The sequence below is a fragment of the Citrobacter sp. wls708 genome, assembly GCF_005281255.1.
In the GTDB taxonomy this organism is placed as follows: Bacteria; Pseudomonadota; Gammaproteobacteria; order Enterobacterales; family Enterobacteriaceae; genus Citrobacter; species Citrobacter werkmanii.
Genome location: NZ_SZXE01000023.1, coordinates 465,029 through 486,593, shown reverse-complemented (window position 1 = coordinate 486,593; position 21,565 = coordinate 465,029). Strand labels below are relative to the sequence as shown.

22 protein-coding genes are annotated in these 21,565 nt (G+C 53.4%); 8 read left to right on the top strand and 14 right to left on the bottom strand.

The genetic code is table 11. The features are described 5' to 3' along the window. Positions 1-111: 111 nt before the first annotated feature. Positions 112-678: a D-glycero-beta-D-manno-heptose 1,7-bisphosphate 7-phosphatase gene (gmhB, locus tag FDW97_RS17820; protein WP_038637462.1), complete on the bottom strand. Its 567-nt coding sequence runs from the start codon at positions 676-678 to the stop codon at positions 112-114. A gap of 189 nt (positions 679-867) precedes the next feature. Here gmhB and metN point away from each other — a divergent pair, with 189 nt between their 5' ends. From metN to proS, 6 genes are all read left to right on the top strand, one after another. Beyond that, complete coding sequence (metN, locus tag FDW97_RS17815; protein ID WP_038637459.1) at positions 868-1,899, top strand: methionine ABC transporter ATP-binding protein MetN; 1,032 nt, start codon at positions 868-870, stop codon at positions 1,897-1,899. Next, positions 1,892-2,545, top strand: a complete 654-nt coding sequence (locus FDW97_RS17810; protein ID WP_006686810.1) for a methionine ABC transporter permease MetI — start codon at positions 1,892-1,894, stop codon at positions 2,543-2,545. The genes metN and FDW97_RS17810 overlap by 8 nt, the downstream gene beginning before the upstream one ends. A 44-nt stretch (positions 2,546-2,589) precedes the next feature. Continuing rightward, positions 2,590-3,405 carry a methionine ABC transporter substrate-binding lipoprotein MetQ gene (gene metQ / locus FDW97_RS17805; RefSeq protein WP_006686809.1) on the top strand — a complete coding sequence of 272 codons (816 nt, stop codon included), beginning with the start codon at positions 2,590-2,592 and terminating at the stop codon, positions 3,403-3,405. Between the two features lie 116 nt (positions 3,406-3,521). Then, positions 3,522-3,926 (top strand): Rcs stress response system protein RcsF, encoded by a 405-nt coding sequence (gene rcsF / locus FDW97_RS17800; protein ID WP_016151780.1) that lies wholly within the window; start codon positions 3,522-3,524, stop codon positions 3,924-3,926. Continuing rightward, the gene (gene tsaA / locus FDW97_RS17795; protein ID WP_085048270.1) at positions 3,923-4,630 is read left to right on the top strand and encodes a tRNA (N6-threonylcarbamoyladenosine(37)-N6)-methyltransferase TrmO; all 708 of its coding nucleotides are present in this window, start codon (positions 3,923-3,925) and stop codon (positions 4,628-4,630) included. The genes rcsF and tsaA overlap by 4 nt, the downstream gene beginning before the upstream one ends. A 113-nt stretch (positions 4,631-4,743) precedes the next feature. Further along, on the top strand, positions 4,744-6,462 hold the full coding sequence (gene proS, locus FDW97_RS17790; protein ID WP_038637453.1) for a proline--tRNA ligase: 1,719 nt from the start codon (positions 4,744-4,746) through the stop codon (positions 6,460-6,462). A gap of 43 nt (positions 6,463-6,505) precedes the next feature. On the opposite strand, the gene nlpE is transcribed toward proS, so the two are convergent. From nlpE to FDW97_RS17775, 3 genes are read right to left on the bottom strand one after another with little or no spacing between them, the layout of a single operon-like run. Continuing rightward, the gene (gene nlpE / locus FDW97_RS17785) at positions 6,506-7,204 is read right to left on the bottom strand and encodes an envelope stress response activation lipoprotein NlpE (protein WP_087857695.1); all 699 of its coding nucleotides are present in this window, start codon (positions 7,202-7,204) and stop codon (positions 6,506-6,508) included. A gap of 30 nt (positions 7,205-7,234) precedes the next feature. After that, positions 7,235-7,657, bottom strand: a complete 423-nt coding sequence (gene arfB, locus FDW97_RS17780; RefSeq protein WP_137351400.1) for an alternative ribosome rescue aminoacyl-tRNA hydrolase ArfB — start codon at positions 7,655-7,657, stop codon at positions 7,235-7,237. Continuing rightward, positions 7,654-8,199, bottom strand: a complete 546-nt coding sequence (locus FDW97_RS17775; RefSeq protein WP_038637444.1) for a YaeQ family protein — start codon at positions 8,197-8,199, stop codon at positions 7,654-7,656. The genes arfB and FDW97_RS17775 overlap by 4 nt, the downstream gene beginning before the upstream one ends. 189 nt (positions 8,200-8,388) lie before the next feature. Between FDW97_RS17775 and FDW97_RS17770 the strand changes: the two genes are divergently transcribed. Further along, on the top strand, positions 8,389-8,589 hold the full coding sequence (locus FDW97_RS17770) for a YaeP family protein (protein ID WP_024132476.1): 201 nt from the start codon (positions 8,389-8,391) through the stop codon (positions 8,587-8,589). Then, positions 8,576-8,836, top strand: a complete 261-nt coding sequence (gene rof / locus FDW97_RS17765; protein WP_003018503.1) for a Rho-binding antiterminator — start codon at positions 8,576-8,578, stop codon at positions 8,834-8,836. The genes FDW97_RS17770 and rof overlap by 14 nt, the downstream gene beginning before the upstream one ends. Before the next feature lie 83 nt (positions 8,837-8,919). Here rof and tilS read toward each other — a convergent pair whose 3' ends face one another. The 10 genes from tilS to lpxD all read right to left on the bottom strand — a co-directional run bounded on the left by tilS (position 8,920) and on the right by lpxD (position 21,564). Then, a complete protein-coding gene (gene tilS / locus FDW97_RS17760) occupies positions 8,920-10,212 on the bottom strand; it encodes a tRNA lysidine(34) synthetase TilS (protein WP_137351399.1) in 1,293 nt (430 codons plus the stop codon). A 61-nt stretch (positions 10,213-10,273) separates the two neighbouring features. After that, positions 10,274-10,663, bottom strand: coding sequence for a VOC family protein (locus FDW97_RS17755; protein ID WP_069324020.1), 390 nt, complete (start codon positions 10,661-10,663; stop codon positions 10,274-10,276). Positions 10,664-10,729: 66 nt separating this feature from the next. Beyond that, positions 10,730-12,868: a lysine decarboxylase LdcC gene (gene ldcC / locus FDW97_RS17750; protein WP_038637430.1), complete on the bottom strand. Its 2,139-nt coding sequence runs from the start codon at positions 12,866-12,868 to the stop codon at positions 10,730-10,732. A 99-nt stretch (positions 12,869-12,967) separates the two neighbouring features. Continuing rightward, positions 12,968-13,927 (bottom strand): acetyl-CoA carboxylase carboxyl transferase subunit alpha, encoded by a 960-nt coding sequence (gene accA, locus FDW97_RS17745; protein ID WP_038637427.1) that lies wholly within the window; start codon positions 13,925-13,927, stop codon positions 12,968-12,970. Positions 13,928-13,939: 12 nt separating this feature from the next. After that, a complete protein-coding gene (gene dnaE / locus FDW97_RS17740) occupies positions 13,940-17,422 on the bottom strand; it encodes a DNA polymerase III subunit alpha (protein WP_085048274.1) in 3,483 nt (1,160 codons plus the stop codon). Positions 17,423-17,446: 24 nt separating this feature from the next. Further along, complete coding sequence (rnhB, locus tag FDW97_RS17735) at positions 17,447-18,043, bottom strand: ribonuclease HII (RefSeq protein WP_038637421.1); 597 nt, start codon at positions 18,041-18,043, stop codon at positions 17,447-17,449. Further along, a complete protein-coding gene (lpxB, locus tag FDW97_RS17730) occupies positions 18,040-19,188 on the bottom strand; it encodes a lipid-A-disaccharide synthase (RefSeq protein ID WP_038637418.1) in 1,149 nt (382 codons plus the stop codon). The genes rnhB and lpxB overlap by 4 nt, the downstream gene beginning before the upstream one ends. Next, positions 19,188-19,976, bottom strand: a complete 789-nt coding sequence (gene lpxA, locus FDW97_RS17725; protein WP_038637417.1) for an acyl-ACP--UDP-N-acetylglucosamine O-acyltransferase — start codon at positions 19,974-19,976, stop codon at positions 19,188-19,190. Before lpxA ends, lpxB begins: the two co-directional genes overlap by 1 nt. 3 nt (positions 19,977-19,979) lie before the next feature. Next, positions 19,980-20,435 carry a 3-hydroxyacyl-ACP dehydratase FabZ gene (gene fabZ, locus FDW97_RS17720; protein ID WP_003018528.1) on the bottom strand — a complete coding sequence of 152 codons (456 nt, stop codon included), beginning with the start codon at positions 20,433-20,435 and terminating at the stop codon, positions 19,980-19,982. A 103-nt stretch (positions 20,436-20,538) separates the two neighbouring features. Next, positions 20,539-21,564, bottom strand: a complete 1,026-nt coding sequence (gene lpxD / locus FDW97_RS17715; RefSeq protein ID WP_137351398.1) for a UDP-3-O-(3-hydroxymyristoyl)glucosamine N-acyltransferase — start codon at positions 21,562-21,564, stop codon at positions 20,539-20,541. Position 21,565: the final 1 nt, after the last annotated feature.

Genomic DNA, 21,565 nt, shown 5'->3' with positions numbered 1-21,565 from the left:
AAGTGATTCACATCCGCCGTGTCGATGGAAGCGCATTATAGGGAGTCGACTCAGGAAGACAAGCGGAAAAATGCATTTTCGTTCCAACCGCTCACCTTTTATCCACAACGCTTACTTTTGCTGCTTTTTTATCGCCTTTGGCAGGTCTGCCAGACTATTTATAACCAAATCTGCCGCATTTTCTGCTTCCGGCGTGACGGGTTTGCCCGTGCGCACCAGTACCTTGGTGCCAACATTCGCCGCTGCTGCCGCCTGCATATCTTCTATTTTGTCGCCTACCATATAAGAAGCAGCCATATCGATGTGCAGGAAGTCGCGAGCGGAGATCAACATCCCGGGATGCGGCTTACGGCAATCGCAGACCTGACGATACTCTTCTACGGTACCCTGCGGATGGTGCGGGCAATAGTAGATACCATCCAGATCAACGTCGCGATCGGCCAGCGACCAGTCCATCCATTCGGTCAACGTTTCAAACTGTGCCTCGGTAAATTTACCGCGCGCGATACCAGACTGGTTCGTCACCACAATTAGCGCGTAACCCATATTTTTAAGTTCACGCATGGCATCAATAACGCCGTCGATAAACTCGAACTCATCAATCTCATGTACGTAACCGTGGTCCACATTAATGGTGCCGTCACGGTCGAGAAAAATTGCGGGTACAGACTTTGCCACCTTTTATAGCTCCTGAATAAGGCATGTGGCTCTAGTATCGCATGTTTCGGCGGGCAAGAAAGTGCTCATCGTGCAAAGCTAGATTGATTTAGACGTCTGGATGCCTTAACATCCATCTTGTTGACGGCCTTGACCGTCCCAGACAGACGAAAATGCCACGGCTAACTTAATTACGATAATAAATAACCAATGATTAAACTTTCGAATATCACCAAAGTGTTCCAGCAGGGGACTCGCACCATTCAGGCGCTAAATAATGTCAGCCTGCATGTTCCCGCCGGGCAGATTTACGGCGTCATTGGCGCCTCCGGTGCCGGTAAAAGTACGCTTATCCGCTGCGTTAACTTACTTGAACGCCCAACCGAAGGCAGCGTTCAGGTCGGCGGTCAGGAGCTGACAACGCTTTCAGAGTCCGAGTTGACCAAAGCTCGCCGTCAAATCGGCATGATTTTCCAACACTTTAACCTGCTCTCTTCCCGTACCGTGTTTGGCAACGTTGCGCTGCCGCTGGAACTGGATAACACGCCAAAGGAAGAGATCAAACGCCGTGTAACAGAACTGCTGGATTTAGTTGGCCTTGGCGACAAGCACGATAGCTATCCGGCCAACCTTTCCGGTGGACAAAAACAGCGAGTGGCGATCGCCCGTGCGCTGGCAAGTAATCCCAAAGTGTTGCTCTGCGATGAAGCCACCAGCGCACTCGACCCGGCAACCACGCGTTCGATTCTGGAACTGCTGAAAGACATTAACCGTCGTCTGGGTCTCACCATTCTGCTAATTACCCATGAGATGGACGTTGTAAAACGCATTTGTGACTGCGTGGCGGTCATCAGCAATGGTGAACTGATTGAACAGGACACCGTCAGCGAAGTCTTCTCTCACCCGAAAACGCCGCTGGCACAGAAGTTTATCCAGTCCACTCTACATCTGGATATCCCGGAAGATTATCTGGAACGTTTAAAAGCAGAGCCGCAAGCCGACAGCGTGCCAATGCTGCGCATGGAGTTCACCGGTCATTCGGTCGATGCGCCATTACTCTCTGAGACGGCCCGTCGCTTTAATGTGAATAACAACATTATTAGCGCGCAGATGGATTATGCCGGCGGCGTGAAGTTCGGCATTATGCTGACTGAAATGCACGGCACACAGGAAGATACACAAGCAGCCATTAACTGGCTGCAGGAACACCATGTAAAAGTAGAGGTACTGGGTTATGTCTGAGCCGATGATGTGGCTGCTGGTTCGCGGCGTATGGGAAACGCTGGCAATGACCTTTGTGTCCGGTTTTTTTGGTTTTGTCATTGGCCTGCCGGTTGGCGTATTGCTGTACGTTACGCGTCCTGGGCAAATTATTGAGAACGCTAAGCTTTACCGTACGCTCTCTGCGCTGGTAAATATTTTCCGTTCCATCCCATTCATTATTTTGCTGGTGTGGATGATTCCATTCACCCGCATGATTGTGGGTACCTCTATTGGGCTGCAGGCCGCTATCGTCCCGCTGACCGTCGGCGCCGCGCCGTTTATCGCCCGTATGGTGGAAAACGCGCTGCTGGAAATCCCGACCGGGCTGATTGAAGCCTCCCGTGCGATGGGCGCCACGCCGTTGCAGATTGTACGTAAGGTATTGCTGCCAGAAGCGCTGCCGGGTCTGGTCAATGCCGCCACCATCACGCTCATCACGTTGGTTGGCTATTCCGCGATGGGCGGTGCCGTCGGCGCAGGTGGTCTGGGACAGATTGGTTACCAGTACGGTTATATTGGCTACAACGCTACCGTGATGAATACAGTACTGGTATTGCTCGTCGTTCTGGTTTATTTAATTCAGTTATCCGGCGATCGCATCGTCCGGGTTGTCACGCACAAATAACGTTGCACACAACACTAAAAACTCATTAAGAAAAGGAAATAAGCATGGCGTTCAAATTCAAAACCTTTGCGGCAGTTGGAGCCCTGATCGGTTCTCTGGCACTTGTGGGTTGCGGTCAGGATGAAAAAGATCCCAACCACATCAAAGTGGGCGTTATTGTTGGCGCAGAGCAACAGGTTGCAGAAGTCGCGCAGAAAGTGGCAAAAGAAAAATACGGTCTGGACGTTGAGCTGGTCACGTTTAACGACTACGTCCTGCCTAACGAAGCGCTGAGCAAAGGCGACATTGATGCTAACGCCTTCCAGCACAAACCGTACCTGGATCAGCAGATTAAAGATCGTGGTTACAAGCTGGTTGCCGCGGGCAATACTTTTGTTTACCCGATTGCGGGCTACTCCAAAAAAATCAAATCACTGGATGAGCTGCAGGAAGGTTCTCAGGTCGCGATTCCAAACGACCCGACTAACCTTGGCCGCTCGCTGCTGCTGCTGCAAAAAGTGGGCTTAATCAAACTGAAAGACGGTGTTGGCCTGCTGCCGACCGCGCTGGACGTGATTGAAAACCCGAAAAACCTGAAGCTGGTTGAACTGGAAGCGCCGCAGCTGCCGCGCTCACTGGACGATGCGCAAATCGCCCTGGCGGTCATCAACACCACCTACGCCAGCCAGATTGGCCTGACCCCGGCAAAAGACGGTATCTTTGTTGAAGATAAAGATTCTCCGTACGTAAACCTGATCGTGACCCGTGAAGACAACAAAGATGCTGAGAACGTGAAGAAATTCGTGCAGGCCTACCAGTCTGACGAAGTGTACGAAGCAGCGAACAAAGTCTTCAACGGCGGTGCTGTTAAGGGCTGGTAATTTTAGGCTGTTTCCAGAATCTGTAATATCATCAGGACGGGCGCTTGCCCGTCTTGTCATTTATGCAAGCACCTGATTCAATATCTGACGTTTAGATCATTCATTGAGGAAATATTATGCGTGCTTTACCGATCTGTTTAGTAGCACTCATGCTGAGCGGCTGTTCTATGTTAAGCAGATCCCCTGTTGAACCCGTTCAAAGCACCGCTACCCCGCCAAAAGCGGAGCCGGAAAAACCAAAAGCACCGCGCGCGGCGCCGGTAAGAATCATTACTAACGCCGAAGATTTAGTGGGTAAACCGTTCCGCGATCTCGGCGAAGTCAGCGGCGAATCCTGCCAGGCATCTAACCAGGATTCCCCTCCGAGCATCCCAACCGCACGTAAACGCATGCAGATTAACGCCTCTAAAATGAAAGCGAATGCGGTATTGCTGCACAGTTGCGAAGTCACCAGCGGGACGCCAGGTTGCTATCGTCAGGCGGTTTGCATTGGTTCTGCACTGAACATTTCGGCGAAATGAGTCATTTTCAGTTCGAGCAAATAGGCGTTATCCGCTCACCTTATAAAGAAAAGTTCGCCGTTCCACGCCAGCCAGGTCTGGTGAAAAGTGCCAGAGGCGAACTGCATTTGCTCGCTCCCTATAACCAGGCCGAAGCTGTTCGCGGCCTGGAAGCCTTCAGCCATTTGTGGGTGATTTTTGTTTTTCATCAGACAATGGAAGGAGGATGGCGTCCAACCGTGCGCCCTCCCCGTCTTGGCGGCAACGCCAGAATGGGTGTCTTCGCCACGCGTTCAACGTTTCGTCCTAACCCTGTTGGCATGTCTTTGGTTGAGCTTCGAGGTATCCGCTGCCACAAAGAGCACGTCATCCTTGAGCTCGGCGGGCTGGATCTTGTCGATGGTACGCCGGTTGTGGATATTAAACCGTATCTGCCATTTGCCGAATCGCTGCCCGATGCTCGCGCCAGCTATGCTCAGGATGCACCGCAGGCCAGCGTAGATGTGTCGTTCAGTGAAGAGATCGCCGGGCAACTGGCTGGGCTGGAAAAACGTTATCCGCATCTTCGCCAGTTTATTGCCGAAGTGCTGGCGCAGGATCCCCGTCCTGCCTACCGTAAAAACGAGGAAGAAGGCAAAACCTACGCCGTTTGGCTGCTGGACTTTAACGTCCGCTGGCGCGTTACGCCGTCAGGATTTGAGGTCTTTGCTCTGGAAGCCCGCTAATTTGCGTCGCGTACTCTTTTGACATCCCTTTCTCGCTGGTAAACTAAACCACTTTTGTTTTGTGCCAGGCTCGTCTTGAGCCTGTTCGATCGTTCAACTGGAACCGTAACAACATGCGTACTAGCCAATATCTGCTCTCCACTCTGAAGGAGACACCTGCCGACGCCGAAGTCATCAGCCATCAGCTGATGCTGCGCGCCGGGATGATCCGCAAGCTGGCCTCCGGGTTATACACCTGGCTGCCGACCGGCGTGCGCGTCCTGAAAAAAGTCGAAAACATCGTGCGTGAAGAGATGAACAACGCCGGTGCGATCGAGGTGTTGATGCCGGTCGTTCAGCCCTCTGAGCTGTGGCAAGAGAGTGGCCGTTGGGAACAATACGGCCCGGAACTGCTGCGTATTGCTGACCGTGGCGATCGCCCGTTCGTCCTTGGCCCAACGCATGAAGAAGTGATCACCGACCTGATTCGTAACGAGCTGAGCTCTTACAAACAGCTGCCGCTGAACTTCTACCAAATCCAGACCAAATTCCGTGACGAAGTTCGTCCGCGCTTCGGCGTGATGCGTTCCCGCGAATTCCTGATGAAAGATGCCTACTCTTTCCATACCTCTCAGGAATCCCTGCAGGAGACCTACGACGCGATGTACGCAGCGTACAGCAAGATCTTCAGCCGTATGGGTCTCGATTTCCGTGCGGTACAAGCGGATACCGGTTCTATCGGCGGTAGCGCCTCTCACGAATTCCAGGTGCTGGCGCAGAGCGGCGAAGACGATGTGATCTTCTCCGACACCTCCGATTATGCAGCGAATATCGAGTTTGCCGAAGCCGTTGCGCCAAAAGAGCCGCGTGCGGCAGCAACGCAGGAGATGACGCTGGTCGATACGCCAAACGCCAAAACCATCGCCGAGCTGGTTGAGCAGTTCAACCTGCCGATCGAGAAAACCGTAAAAACCCTGCTGGTGAAAGCGGTTGAAGGCAGCAAGTCTCCGCTGATTGCACTGCTGGTTCGCGGCGATCACGAGCTGAACGAAGTCAAAGCGGAAAAACTGCCGCAGGTTGCCAGCCCGCTGACCTTCGCCACCGAAGAAGAGATTCGCGCACTGGTGAAAGCGGGTCCGGGTTCTCTGGGTCCGGTGAACATGCCAATTCCGGTCGTTATCGACCGTACCGTTGCCGTGATGAGCGACTTCGCCGCCGGCGCCAACATCGACGGTAAGCACTATTTCGGTATCAACTGGGATCGTGATGTTGCCACCCCGGAAGTTGCGGACATCCGTAACGTAGTCGCTGGCGACCCGAGTCCGGATGGCCAGGGTACGCTGCTGATTAAACGCGGCATCGAAGTGGGTCACATCTTCCAGTTGGGCACCAAGTACTCTGAAGCGATGAAAGCCGCCGTTCAGGGCGAAGATGGCCGTAACCAGATCCTGACCATGGGTTGCTACGGTATCGGGGTCACTCGCGTGGTTGCTGCTGCTATCGAACAGAACTATGACGATCGCGGTATCGTATGGCCAGACGCCATTGCCCCGTTCCAGGTCGCGATTCTGCCGATGAACATGCATAAGTCCTACCGCGTGCAGGAACTGGCTGAAAAGCTGTACGCAGAGCTGCGCGCGCAGGGCATTGAAGTGCTGATGGACGACCGTAAAGAGCGTCCGGGCGTGATGTTTGCCGATATGGAACTGATCGGTATTCCGCACACTATCGTGCTGGGCGACCGTAACCTCGACAACGACGATATCGAATACAAATACCGTCGTAACGGCGAGAAGCAGTTGATTAAAACGGGCGACATCGTCGACTACCTGGTAAAAGCCATTAAAGGCTAATATCAGCAAAAGGCCCTGATAATCAGGGCCTTTTTTTCATCAATTAATTACATCCTTTACCGGGGATAAATTTCGCATCTTTATCCGCCATCAGCGTTTTCACTTTCTCGCCAGTGTCCGGGTTCGCCTCCAGTGTAAAATGCGCTTCCAGCGTCAGCAATACGGATTGCCCGTTTTCCGCGCGCGCGGCTAAATAGTCACGCTCAAGCTGGGCGTTATTCGCCACCGGCATCCGTTTACCCGTTGCGCAGTCGGTAAAGATAGCTGCGTCAGCCATATAGAAGTACATGCCCCGCATCGGCATAGGCGTCACCGGTAAGCTAGCGGAAACGGGCTGAAGGGTGTAGTTGAACTGCGACTCAATCGGATTACCTTCACGATCGAGCATTTCCAGCGCTTCGCCTTTAGCACGATAGTACGACTTTTCACCTTTACTGTCGGTCAGCACCAGCTTATCCGCAGTGCGCGCCCATGTTCCATAAGAGGCAAAGGACGACGGTTCATCCCTCACCCCCTGATAACGTTCGTTCATCACCCATGTTCCGTCTTTTTCGAGGAACAGAGAAGTTTCAATCCCTTCGCAGTCCGCGCAAGGCAGGATGCCTCGCCAGCTTTGCTGCATCGGTTTTAATTCTGCCGCCCGTGTCGGCTGTAGTACTTCGACTTCAGTACGGTTGTTACAGCCGATCAAGGAAAAAAGCGTGCATGCAGCGACGACGGACAATATTGCTGTTTTCACTATCAATTCCTTATAAATTTTTATTCCTGCTCGTCAGTCTTGCGTTCGACGAACTCTCCCGCGCAGTGACTTCACTGTGGATTTTTGCGCCTTCGATGACAACCTACGCTCTTTCGAAGCACGCGTAGGACGCGTTGCCTGTCGGCTTTTTTGCACTGCGGTTAATTCTTTGATCACCGCCACCAGCCGGGATATTGCCGCTTCCCGGTTTAGCTCCTGGCTACGGTATTCCTGCGCCTTAATGATAATAACGCCATCGCCGCTAATCAGATGATGGCTGGCGGCCAGCAGGCGTTCCTTATAATACTCTGGCAGGCCAGAGGCCCGAATGTCAAAGCGCAAATGGATGGCTGTCGAGGTCTTGTTAACGTGCTGACCACCCGCGCCCTGCGCCCGAATCGCCGTGATTTCCAGCTCACTATCAGGGATAGAGACGTTTCGGGAGATGACTATCATGAACCCTGCTGCCACGCGGTCAGATGAATTTCCAGATTGTTCTGAGAATCGGACAACCAGATAGCGCCATCCTGAATCGTCGCCTGCAGCGCCATGGTGCGACCAGCAAATTCACTCAGTTGCGCCAGCTGTTCGTCATCCAGATACCACACGGTAAGATTTTTAAACTGCGCGCACTTACTCTGGTTTTGTTGCCACCAGATCTGGGCCGCACGGCTGTTGTAGGTAAACAGGGCTACCTCAGCAGACTGAGTGCAGGCTTTCTTAATACGACGCTCATCCGGCAGGCCGAGTTCAATCCATAAATCAATGCCCAGATGGTCGTTTCGCAGCCAGGCTTCCGGTTCATCTTCCGCGCTCAGGCCACGCGTGAACTGCAGGCGTTCATCGGCATATTTAATCCACGCCAGCAGGCGCAGCATCATGCGCTCCTGGGTTTCTGAAGGGTGACGCGCCAGCGTCAAGGCTGCGTCAAGGAACTGGTTGCGGTCGAGATCCGCCACATTGACTACAGCTTTATAGATTGTCGCTTTAAGCGCCATTTGAGAACTCCTTTCGAATCAGGCGCTCATTGTAGCGAAAACTGCGGCAAAAGGCTGCTAACAGCACCTCTATCAAGGCCGCTGATATTGCCTGAATGAGTATGGTATAGTCACCTTGCTAAACAGAGTTTATCTTCGTAGGCTTAGACTTGCATCCACGGTTAAGTCAGAGTGCTGACAGGAGGGCATGTGGAAAAATATTGTGAGTTAATACGCAAGCGGTACGCGGAAATCGCCAGCGGAGACTTAGGGTATGTCCCGGATGCGCTGGGTTGCGTATTGAAGGTGCTTAATGAAATGGCGGCAGACAGCGCCCTTTCAGAGTCGGTCAGGGAAAAAGCGGCCTATGCTGCCGCGAACTTACTGGTGAGCGATTATGTCAATGAATGAAACGTATCAACCCATCAACTGTGATGATTACGACAATCTTGAACTCGCCTGCCAGCACCATTTGTTACTGACGTTGGCGTTAAAAGATGGCGAAGTTTTACAAGCGAAAGCAAACGATCTGGTTTCACGCAAAAACGTGGAATATCTGGTCGCAGATGTCGCAGGTGAAACCCGGGAGCTTCGCCTCGATAAAATTGCCAGCTTCAGCCACCCGCAAATCGGTACCGTGGTCGTCAGCGAATCCTGATTCTTTTGTTGCCGGATGGCGGTGCAAGCACCTTATCCGGCCTACTTTCCATGCGATATGTAGGTCGGATAAGCGCACCGCCATCAGGCATGCCAAACCAGACTCACCCCTTCTTTATCTTCTGCTGCTCCCTCACGCGTCACAAAAACACCCGCAGCCGCAATCAGCGTTTCGCCGTAAAACAACAGCGGCGTGGTATCTCGTCGCCAGGGCGGGATCCCCTGCTCCTGCCAGATTTTCTTTAATTTACGTCCACCGTTACGCCCGACAATATGTAATACGCCTGGCGCTTTAAACCGAATGCTGACGGCTTCATCTGCCTGCGGCATACGCAATTCGCCAGCAGGGATGAGTTGCACCGAGCCTAACCCGGCAGGCAGCGTCAACGGCGTTTCCCGGCATGTCCACGGGATGACGGTTTCGCTTTGCCCATCGACCGATTTCACCCACCACAGCTGTGACTGATAACGACGAATGTCGAACTCTCCAAGGCGAAAACAGGGGGAAGCATCTTCCCGCGCCAGCGCGACTTCCTGCCAGATACGTTCCAGAGCGTCACGGGAAGGCATTGGCGCAGTTAATCCTGCCAGCCAGCGGCGAAGCAGGGCGGCACGCCGCACACTGCTCATTGTCATAAGCGGCGCCAGTAAAAGTGTGCCCTGGGCTGTGACGCAGTCGGCTAAATCGCTGGCAAGCAGTTCATCCAGTAAGCTCTCCTGCTCGGCGCACAGCGCGGCGCTGCGGGCCGTGGCTTGCGCGAAGTGCGGCCAACGCAGTTGCAGCAAGGGAGTAACGCGCAATCTGAGGAAATTGCGATCGTAGGTATCATCCTGATTACTTTCATCCTCAATCCAACATAATTGGTGCTGTCGCGCCCACCCTTCCAGCGCCTCTCGCGTTTGCGCCAGCAGCGGTCGGATCAGCCGGGTCCCGGCGAACGGCGAGCTTTCTCCCATGGCGGACAGCCCGGCAGGACCACTGCCACGCTTAAGGGCCAGCAGAAAAGTTTCGCACTGGTCGTCCAGATGCTGGGCGGTCATCAGTACCTCGCCCGGCAGTAACGTCTGTGCAAATGCGTGATAGCGCGCCCGCCGCGCCTGAGCTTCTATCCCCAGACCATCATCCTCCAGACGGACCCGTTCAACCACCAGCGGCACCTGCCACTGCGCGCATATCGATTCACAGTGCTGCACCCAGTTGTCCGCGTGGGGACTTAATCCATGATGAATATGGATTGCGCGCAACGTAACCTCAGGGTGCTGTGCTCGCCATAGCACTAACTGATGCAGCAGCACGGTGGAGTCCAGCCCGCCGCTAAAGGCGACCAGAATCGATTGAGAATTCAGCAGTGAAGTGTTCAGCGTGAGTGTTGTCATGATGGTTACTTACAATGGCATTGCCCGGCACGTTACCGGGCTAACGCCATAATGACAAGCCTTACAACTCATACAGTTCGAGCGGTAATCCGTCGGGATCGTTAAAAAACGTGAAGCGTTTGCCGGTGAACGGATCAATGCGTATCGGCTCGCACTTCACATCGCGCGCTTCCAGATGCGCGATCGCTTTCTCTACGTCATCCACACTGAACGCCAGATGACGTAAACCACAGGCTTCCGGTCGGCTGGGGCGGCAAGGTGGAAATGGGAAAGAAAAGAGCTCAATCACATACTGACCGTTCAATGCCAGATCGCCTTTCCAGGAGTCTCGCTCTTCCCGGTAGGCTTCGCTCATCAGGGTGAAGCCCAACACATCGCAGTAAAATGCCTTACTCGCCGCGTAGTCCGTCGCAATAATGGCAATATGGTGAACCTGTTTTAATCCCAGCATAGCGTTTTGCCTCTTTCGTTTGTTCTTTCAGCACGTTACTCGCGCTCAATGGGTTCAGGCAAGTCGTTATGCCATTTTTAAGACTCTCACACGATACACGCCATCCTCACCCAGTTTAGCGCCATGGATATCGGTTTCAAATCCAGGATAATGATGGCCCACGGAGCACAGCATCAGCAGGAAATCGAGTACAGCCCGGCTTTTTTCCGTGATCATTTCACCAGGCATCAAGAGCGGTACGCCGGGAGGGTAAGGCAGGATCATATTGGCGGAAACGCGCCCCACCAGTTGATCGAGCGCTACCGTTTCAACCTCACCTTTGATCTGCCGCTGCCAGGCCTGATGCGGCGTCATTTTCATTTCCGGTAAGGTATCAAATGCCCGCAGCATCAGCCCGGAAAGATCGTGCTGGCGAATAAGCCTATGGATCCCCTGCGCCAGATCCTGAATGCGCATATTACGATAAAAATCAGGATCTTCAGCATACAGATCCGGCAGCATGTTTTTCACGCGTAAATTCAGATCGTACGAACGCTTAAATTCCGTCAGTCCGCGCAGCAGGCCCATCGCCCGGGTTTTATCAATGCCGATGCTGAACAGGAACAACAGATTATACGGTCCCGTTTTCTCGACAACCACGCCGCGTTCATCAAGGAATTTCGCCACCAGCGCGGCAGGAATCCCCTCTTCACTCATATTTCCCTGTTCATCCATCCCCGGCGTCAGAATAGTGACTTTCACCGGGTCAAGAAACATGTGGTCGGCGTCAGCATCGATAAATCCGTGCCAGTCTTCACCGGGCGCTACCGGCCAGCATTCTGCTTCATCCACCCTTTCTGGTTGCCAGATATCAAAAAACCAGCCATCCGACTCTTCACGCAACCGCTGCACTTCTTTACGAAAATGCAGCGCCCGCTCCACCGAACGATTGATTAACCGCTTACCGGAATTGCCACGCAGCATGGCCGCTGCGGTTTCTATTGAGGCAACAATCGGGTAACTCGGCGAAGTGGATGTGTGCATCATAAAGGCTTCGTTAAAGGTGTCTTCGTCGTAATCGCCCTTAATGTGGATCAGAGAAGCCTGTGACAACGCCGCCAGCATCTTGTGGGTGGACTGGGTTTCAAAAATCACCTTCCCCGGCACGCGCTCACCGCTCATCCCGCTTTTCCCCTGATAGATCGGATGAAAATGGGTATATGGCACCCAGGCTGAATCAAAATGGATAGAGGGCACATCCAGCGTTTGTTTGATCCAGTTGGTGTTATACAGCAGGCCGTCATAGGTGGAGTTGGTGATCACCGCATGCACCGGCCATTGCGCCTGAGGGGTCTCCTCTACCTTGCTTTCAATGCTTGCCCGGCTAAATTCCCGACGGGGGATACCGCCCAGAATACCCAACGCATTACGCGTCGGCTTCAACCAGATTGGCACCACATCGCTCATCATCAGCAAATGCGCCAACGACTTATGGCAGTTGCGGTCAATCAACAGCGTACTGCCCGTGGGTGCGGCGTACATACCAACAATTTTATTGGAGGTGGACGTGCCGTTGGTTACCATATAGCTCTGCTCGGCGCCAAAAGTGCGCGCGATATACTCCTCCGCTTCCAGGTGCGGGCCGGTATGATCCAGCAGCGAGCCCAGCTCGGTCACTGAAATGGAGACATCGGCTTTCAGCGTATTACCGCCAAAGAAATCATAGAACAGGCAGCCGACCGGGCTTTTCTGGTACGCCGTTCCCGCCATATGACCGGGCGTGCAAAAGGTATACTTTCCTTCCTTCACATAGGTAAACAGCGCTTTGGTGAAAGGGGGCGTAATGTTATCCAGATATTCACTGGTGTACTGGCGGATGCGGGTGGCAATGTCTTCAGACTGGCCCAGCGCATACTCAAAAAACCACAGCGCCATGCGCAGGTCGTGAGCGCTGACATCCATCGTTGAATGGGTATTAATAAAGGCGTAAAGCGGAAGATATTCGTTGAGCTGGTTGATGTCACTGCACAGATCCAGACTGTATTCATCCCAGTCAAAAATGACGCCGCAAATTCGCGGGTTATGTTCGATAAACTTCAGCAGGTCAACGCTATTCTGCGGCCAGATAATCTGAAACCCCTGCTGTTGTAGCGCACGCTCAAGTTCCTTGATGGGCTCATCTTTATAAAAGACGCCATGCGGTCCCATGATGGCAATGATATTCATGCGTTCCTCCTGGAAAAACCTCAGTTAAGCATAGCCTGGTCAAACTGCAGGTAAAAAAAAGGGCCACAGCATTGTGGCCCTTTTCAGAATTAATGTAGCTTATGCGTAGCCGTAGCTCATCAGACGCTGGTAGCGACGGTTTTTCAGATCTTCTTTACCTAACACATCAAGATCGGCGAGATCGGCCAGCAGTTGCGCTTTCAGTGACGCCGCCATGGCTTCCGGGTTACGGTGCGCGCCACCCAGCGGTTCAGGAATGATAGAGTCGATAAGCTTCAGCTCTTTCAGACGCGGCGCGATAATGCCCATCGCTTCAGCGGCCAGCGGCGCTTTATCAGCGCTTTTCCACAGAATGGAGGCACAACCTTCCGGGGAGATAACGGAATAGGTGCTGTATTGCAGCATATTCACTTTATCGCCTACGCCGATCGCCAGCGCGCCGCCGGAACCACCTTCACCGATAACGGTGCAGATGACCGGTACGCTCAGACGCGACATTTCACGCAGATTGCGCGCGATCGCTTCAGACTGACCACGTTCTTCCGCGCCCACGCCCGGGTAAGCCCCTGGGGTGTCGATGAAGGTAATGATCGGCATGTTGAAACGTTCTGCCATTTCCATCAGACGCAGCGCTTTGCGATAGCCTTCTGGCGCGGGCATGCCGAAATTACGACGAATTTTTTCTTTGGTCTCACGGCCTTTCTGATGACCAATGATCATCACCGGACGGCCATCCAGACGCGCGATACCGCCGACGATAGCTTTGTCATCCGCATAGGCACGATCGCCCGCCAGCTCATCAAATTCATCAAACGCCAGGCGGACATAATCCAGGGTGTACGGACGCTGTGGATGGCGCGCCAGTTGGGCTACCTGCCATGCGCCAAGATCGGCGAAGATTTTACGCGTCAGTTCTACGCTTTTTTCACGCAGGCGATGCACTTCTTCATCGATGTTAATATCCAGTTTCTCATCCTGACGGCTAACCGCAGTCAGAGAATCGATTTTTGCTTCCAGCTCTGCAATCGGCTGTTCAAAATCAAGGAAATTCAGACTCATAGTATTCCTGTATTAGTCAAACTCCAGTTCCACCTGCTCCGAACCAATAAGGCCGCGGAGATCGTTTAGCAAACGATCGCTCGGAGAGACACGCCACGTCGCGCCAAAACGCAACCGCGCACGTGCATCCGCCCTCTGATAGTAGAGATGTACTGGAATTGTCCCCGAGCGGTGGGGTTCCAGAGACTGACGGAGTCGGTTTAAAAGCTGGTCATCAATTTGCCTGTCCGTCAGCGAGATAGCAAGCCCGCGAGCATATTTTTCCCGGGCTTCGTCAATATCCATGACTTCACGGGCCATCATTTTAAGCCCGCCGCTGAAGTCATCAAAGCTGACCTGTCCGCTGACGATAAGTATGCGGTCTTTTTCCAGCAATTGCTGGTATTTATCCAGGGCATCGGTAAACAACATAACTTCCAGACGCCCGGAACGGTCATCCAGTGTACAGATGCCGATACGATTGCCGCGCTTGGTGACCATTACCCGCGCGGCAATGACGAGCCCCGCAGCCGTGGTGACTTTACCACGTTCTGTCGGATGCATGTCTTTCAGCCTGTGGCCTCCAACATAGCGCTCAATTTCTTTTAAATACTGGTTGATAGGGTGTCCCGTCAGGTAAAGCCCTAACGTTTCACGCTCACCGTCTAATACTACCTGCTCAGGCCACGGTGTACAGTTGGCATAAGACTGTTCAATTTGTTCGGGTTCTTCCGCCAGCACGCCAAACATATCAGCCTGGCCAATAGCCTCGGCTTTCGCATGCTGATCGGCGGCTTTTAGCGCATCATTCAACGAATTCATCAACGCCGCGCGGTGTGGGCCAAGGCGGTCAAACGCCCCGGACATAATCAGTTTTTCCAGCACCCGGCGATTGAGTTTTTTGATATCCGTACGCGCACAGAGATCAAACAGCTCGCGGAAGTAACCGCCTTCGTTGCGCGCCTCAATAATAGCTTCAATTGGCCCTTCACCCACGCCTTTTATCGCGCCGATGCCATAAACAATCTCGCCATCATCGTTAACGTGGAAATGGTAAAGCCCGGAGTTAATGTCTGGCGGCAGGATTTTTAACCCCATGCGCCAGCATTCATCCACCAGCCCGACCACTTTCTCGGTGTTATCCATATCGGCCGTCATTACCGCCGCCATAAACTCGGCCGGGTAATGCGCCTTCAACCATAGCGTCTGGTAAGAGACCAGCGCATAGGCGGCGGAGTGTGATTTGTTAAATCCGTAACCGGCGAATTTCTCCACCAGGTCAAAGATTTTCATCGCCAGTTCGCCGTCGACGCCGCGCTTTTTCGCCCCTTCTTCAAAGGTGCCGCGCTGTTTGGCCATTTCTTCCGGCTTTTTCTTACCCATCGCACGACGCAGCATATCCGCGCCGCCAAGCGTGTAACCAGACAGCTCCTGGGCAATCTGCATAACCTGTTCCTGATACAGGATAATGCCGTAGGTTGGCTCCAGTACCGGCTTCAGACACTCATGCTGCCATTGTACGTCCGGATAGGAAATCTCTTCGCGACCATGCTTACGGTCGATAAAGTTATCTACCATCCCCGACTGTAGCGGGCCCGGGCGGAACAAGGCCACCAGTGCGATCATATCTTCGAAGCAGTCAGGCTGCAGACGTTTGATCAGATCCTTCATGCCGCGGGATTCAAGCTGGAATACCGCGGTGGTTTCCGAGCGTTGCAGCATGTCGAAGCTTTTCTTATCGTCAAGCGGAATGGCCGCGATATCCAGCGGCGGCTCGCCGTTCTTTTCACGGCGGGCGTTGATCATCTCCAGCGCCCAGTTGATGATGGTCAGCGTACGCAGCCCCAGGAAGTCGAACTTCACCAGGCCGGCGTATTCCACGTCGTTCTTATCAAACTGAGTAACCGGGTGCAGCCCCTGTTCATCGCAGTATAGCGGCGCAAAATCGGTAATTTTGGTCGGAGCGATAACCACGCCACCGGCGTGCTTACCGGCGTTACGCGTGACGCCTTCCAGCTTACGCGCCATATCGATCAGCGCTTTAACCTCTTCATCTGCCTCATAGATTTCCGGCAGTTGCGGTTCAGCTTCGAAGGCTTTCGCCAGCGTCATGCCCGGATCGGGCGGCACCAGTTTCGAAATACGATCTACGAAGCCGTACGGGTGCCCCAGCACGCGACCCACGTCTCGGATAACCGCTTTTGCCGCCATCGTACCGAAAGTAATAATCTGCGAAACCGCATCACGACCGTACATATCCGCCACGTGTTCAATAACCTGGTCGCGTTTCTCCATACAGAAGTCAACGTCGAAGTCGGGCATTGAGACACGTTCCGGGTTCAGGAAACGTTCGAACAGCAGGTCAAATTCCAGCGGATCCAGGTCGGTAATTTTTAGCGCATAGGCCACCAGCGAGCCTGCGCCGGAACCACGTCCCGGACCTACTGGTACGCCGTTATCCTTCGACCACTGGATAAATTCCATAACGATCAGGAAGTAGCCCGGGAACCCCATCTGGTTGATAACCTGTAGCTCAACATCGAGACGTTCATCATATTCCGGACGGCGCCTGGCGCGCTCTTCCGGATCCGGGAACAGGAACTCCAGTCGCTGTTCCAGCCCCTCTTTCGACTTCGCCACGAGGAAATCCTCGGTGGTCATATCGCCGGTCGGGAACTGTGGCAAGAAATACTCACCCAAACGCACCGTGACGTTACAGCGTTTGGCAATTTCGACGGTGTTTTGCAGCGCCTCCGGGATATCGGAGAACAGCTCGCACATCTCGTCTTCGCTGCGCATATACTGCTGCGCGGAGTAGTTACGCGGGCGTTTAGGGTCATCAAGGGTGAACCCGTCGTGGATCGCCACACGGATTTCATGCGCGTCGAAATCGCCGGTTTCCAGGAAGCGAACATCGTTGGTCGCCACCACCGGCAAACCACGCCTTTCGGCCAGTTCTACCGCGGCATGCAGATAGTTTTCTTCATCTTGTCTGCCGGTACGGATCAGCTCAAGGAAGTAGCTATTTGGAAAATGCGCTTCGTAAAACGCCACGCATTCGTCAACCAGGGCGCTATTACCGCGCAACAAGCTACGTCCGACGTCGCCCATGCGGCCGCCGGAGAGCAAAATCAAACCTTCTTTTAGCTCGACCAGCCAGTCGCGGTCGATAACCGGCCCTTCTGCGCCATAACCGCGCTGATAGGCTTTTGATATCAATAACGTCAGGTTCTGATAGCCGGTATTGTTAGCGGCCAGTACGGTGAGTTGCGTGAGTTCATCACCCAATAGTTCACTGCGGACATGAAAATCTGCGCCTACAATAGGCTTAATACCGGCGCCGTGACCCGCTCCGTAAAACTTCACCAGACCACACAGGTTGGTAAAATCGGTGATCGCCAGCGCAGGCATGCCTAACGCGGCCGCCTTCTTCACCAGCGGCCCGGTTTTCGCCAGCCCATCGATCATGGAGTAGTCGCTGTGCACCCGGAGGTGGACGAAACGTGGTTCAGACATCTTCAGATTCCTTCGACACAAGAATCAGGACGTGAGTCCCAGTGCGCGTTTGACGGGGCCAAAACTGCGGCGATGGTGCTCTGTCGCGCCATACAGTGCCAATTTTTCCAGATGAAAAGCGGTTGGATAGCCTTTGTGCTGCGCAAAGCCATACTGCGGAAAAACCGTATCCAGCGCTGCCATTTCAGCATCGCGGGTCACTTTTGCCAGTATTGACGCTGCGCTAATCTCCGCTACGCGGCTATCACCTTTGACTACCGCCATCGACGGTACCGGTAATGCCGGACAACGATTGCCGTCAATCAGTACGTATTCCGGCGCAATATGCAGCCCCGCGACCGCACGCTGCATCGCCAGCATGGTGGCATGCAAAATATTCAGATCGTCGATTTCATGCGGTTCCGCACGGCCCACGCTCCAGCTTAACGCTTTTTCTTTTATTTCATCAAACAGCGCCAGGCGACGTTTTTCCGACAATTTTTTTGAGTCGTTAAGACCGATAATCGGGCGAGCCGGATCCAGAATAACGGCAGCAGTAACAACCGCGCCGACCAAAGGACCGCGCCCGACTTCATCCACACCCGCCACTAAATGCGTATGCGGATAAACAAATTCAATCATTGCGCTAACTCCAGGACTGCATCCGCTGCCTGCTCATCAGCATTGCAACGGATCTGCTGATGCAGTTCACGGAAAGTGTCATGCATCGCATGGCTGGTTTTGCCATTCGCCAGTAACGGCAACAGCGCTTGCGCCAGCGCATGCGGCTCACACTCTTCCTGCAACAGCTCTTTAACCAGTTCTCTTCCCGCTAACAGGTTAGGAAGCGAAACGTAATCCGTTTTCACCAGACGCTTCGCCAGCCAGAAGGTAAAGGGTTTCATGCGGTAGCCGACCACCATCGGACACTTTGCCAGCATACATTCCAGCGCGGCGGTGCCTGAAGCCAACAGTGCGGCATCGCTGGCCACCATCGCTTCACGTCCCATGCCATTAAGCAGATGCACGGAAAGCTCCGGCGCAACCTCGGCCTTGATACGCTCAAACTGCTCCCGGCGTTTGGCATTCACCAACGGCACCACGACTTCGAGATCCGGATAATGCTGACGTAACAGTTGCGCCGTTTTCAGAAAATCGGCGCTGAGCATCTCCACTTCCGCGCCACGGCTTCCTGGCAGCAGCGCCAGGCAATGCGCGTCGTGGGGAATACCCAAAATATCACGGGCCGCGTGTTTATCCGGATCCAACGGCATGGCATCCGCCATGGTGTGGCCGATAAAGCGGCACGGGACGTTAAATTTGTCATAAAACGCTTTTTCGAAAGGCAGAAAAGCCAGCACCATATTAGTGGATCTGCCTATTTTGAAAACGCGTTTCTGTCGCCACGCCCAGACGGACGGACTGACATAATGAATGGTTTTTATGCCCTGCTTTTTCAAGTTCCCTTCAAGGGTAATATTGAAATCAGGCGCATCAATGCCAACGAAAACATCCGGCTTGAGCTCGGTGAATCGACGAGTGAGATCGGCACGAATATGCAGTAAACGGCGCAGACGTCCGAGCACTTCAACAATGCCCATCACCGCCAGTTCTTCCATTTCGTACCAGGCTTCACAGCCTTCGGCCTGCATTAGCGGCCCCGCCACGCCAACAAAACGCGCATTGGGAACACGAGCTTTGAGTGCGCGGATTAGCCCTGCACCAAGAATATCGCCGGAGGTTTCTCCGGCGACGAGGGCAATCGTTAAAGGACGCTGCTCAGTCATTAACGAATCAGACCACGCGTTGAGCGCTCAAAGAAGTCGCTGAAAGCCTGGACTTCAGGGTGCTGTTTCGCCAGTTCGGCGATTTCCGGTTTCGCTTCTTCCAACGTTTTACCGCTACGGTACAACGCTTTGTAGGCATTACGAATCGCGGTAATCGCTTCGCGGGTGAACCCACGACGCTTCAGACCTTCGATATTGACGCCAAACGGCGTCGCGTGGTTGCCCTGGGCGATAACGTACGGTGGCACGTCCTGAGCAACGCCAGAACAGCCGCCAACCATCACATGCGCGCCGATGATGCAGAATTGATGCACCGCAGTCATGCCGCCGATGATAACAAAATCATCCAGCGAAACATGTCCGGCAAGCGTGGCGTTATTCGCCAGAATACAGCGGTTGCCTACCGTACAATCATGCGCGACGTGCGCATTAATCATCAGTAAGTTATCGCTGCCCACCTTCGTCACTCCACCGCCCTGCACTGTGCCACGATGAATGGTGACGCTTTCGCGGATGCGGTTGCGATCGCCAATTTCCACGCGGGTTGGTTCGCCAGCATATTTAAGATCCTGGTTAACTTCGCCGATGGAGGCAAACTGATAGATCTCGTTATCGCGACCAATTTTTGTATGGCCATTCACGACAACGTGAGACTTCAGTACGGTACCCTCACCAATTTCAACATGGGGTCCAACAATACAAAATGGGCCAATGTGAGCGTTAGCGCCAATACTGGCGCCCTCTTCCACAATGGCGGTAGGGTGAATAAAGGCGGATTTATCAATCACGTATCAGGCCTCCCGGCTACGGGCACACATCATCGTTGCTTCGCACACAACTTTACCGTCGACCAGCGCAACCCCTTTAAAACGGGTCAGGCCACGGCGCGTTTTCTCGAAAGTCACTTCCATGATCATCTGATCGCCCGGCACGACAGGACGCTTAAAGCGTGCTTCGTCAATACCCGCGAAATAGTACAGTTCGCCTGGTTCCAGTTTTCCTACGCTTTTAAATGCGAGGATACCGGTGGCCTGCGCCATCGCTTCCAGAATCAGTACGCCAGGGAAAATAGGTTTGCCCGGGAAGTGGCCCTGGAAGAAAGGCTCATTAACGGATACATTTTTCACTGCGCGCAGAAAACGACCTTCTTCAAAATCCAGCACGCGGTCAACCAGCAGAAACGGAAAACGGTGCGGCAGAAGTTCTAAAATCTCTTCAATATGCAGAGTATGAGTGTTAGTAGTCAAAATACTCTTCCTGTCAAAATATACTAAAAGGCAATAATAACACGGCCTGTCGCAATCGTATGAATGGGACAGGCCGAAAAGTCAGACATGCAAAAAAGGTGCTTTAGTCTTGTTGATTAACCTTGCGCTCAATCGCTTTGAGGCGCTTGCTCATATCATCAATATTCATCACCAGTGCAGCTGTTTTACGCCATACCTTATTGGGTTGTAGCGGAATGCCTGAGGAGTAGACGCCAGGTTCCGTGATAGGACGCATCACCATACCCATGCCAGTTACCGTGACTTTGTCGCATATTTCCATATGCCCATTGATCACGCTGGCGCCGCCAATCATGCAGTAACGGCCAATCTTCAGGCTACCCGCCATAATGACGCCACCGGCTACCGCCGTATTGTCGCCAATCACAACGTTATGTGCAATCTGGCACTGATTATCAATGATAACACCATTACCGATCACAGTATCGTCCAGGGCACCACGGTCAATGGTAGTACAAGCGCCGATCTCGACGCGATCGCCGATAATCACGCGACCAAGCTGCGGGATCTTCACCCAGTTACCGCGATCGTTCGCGTAACCAAATCCATCCGAACCGACGACAGTGCTGGATTGGATCAGGCAATTCTCACCGATCTGAATGTCGTGGTAAATCGTCACATTCGCCCACAAGCGAGAACCTGCGCCGATTTTTGTATTTTTCCCGACGAAGCAGCCTGCGCCAATAACCACGTTATCGCCCAGTTCTACGCCAGACTCAATGACCGCATTTGCGCCCACAGAGACATTTTTACCCAGCTTCGCCGTCGCATCGATCACTGCACTCGGTGCAACGTTTTGTGCGGGCTGCGGCGTGGTATCTAAAATTTGCGCCATACGAGCATAGGTCAGGTAGGGATTCTTCACTACCAGCGCTGCACTCTTAGCAAAAGGAAGATCGTCCTGCGTCATGACAACGGCAGAAGCCTGGCATACGCCTAAGTGTTCACGGTACTTAGGATTCACCATAAACGTGATATTGCCAGTTTGCGCAGATTGCATGGACGCTACGCCGGTGATGACGATATCGCCATCACCGTGTAATTCTGCATCCAACTGCTCTGCTAAATCAGCCAGTCGAATTGAAGGCATT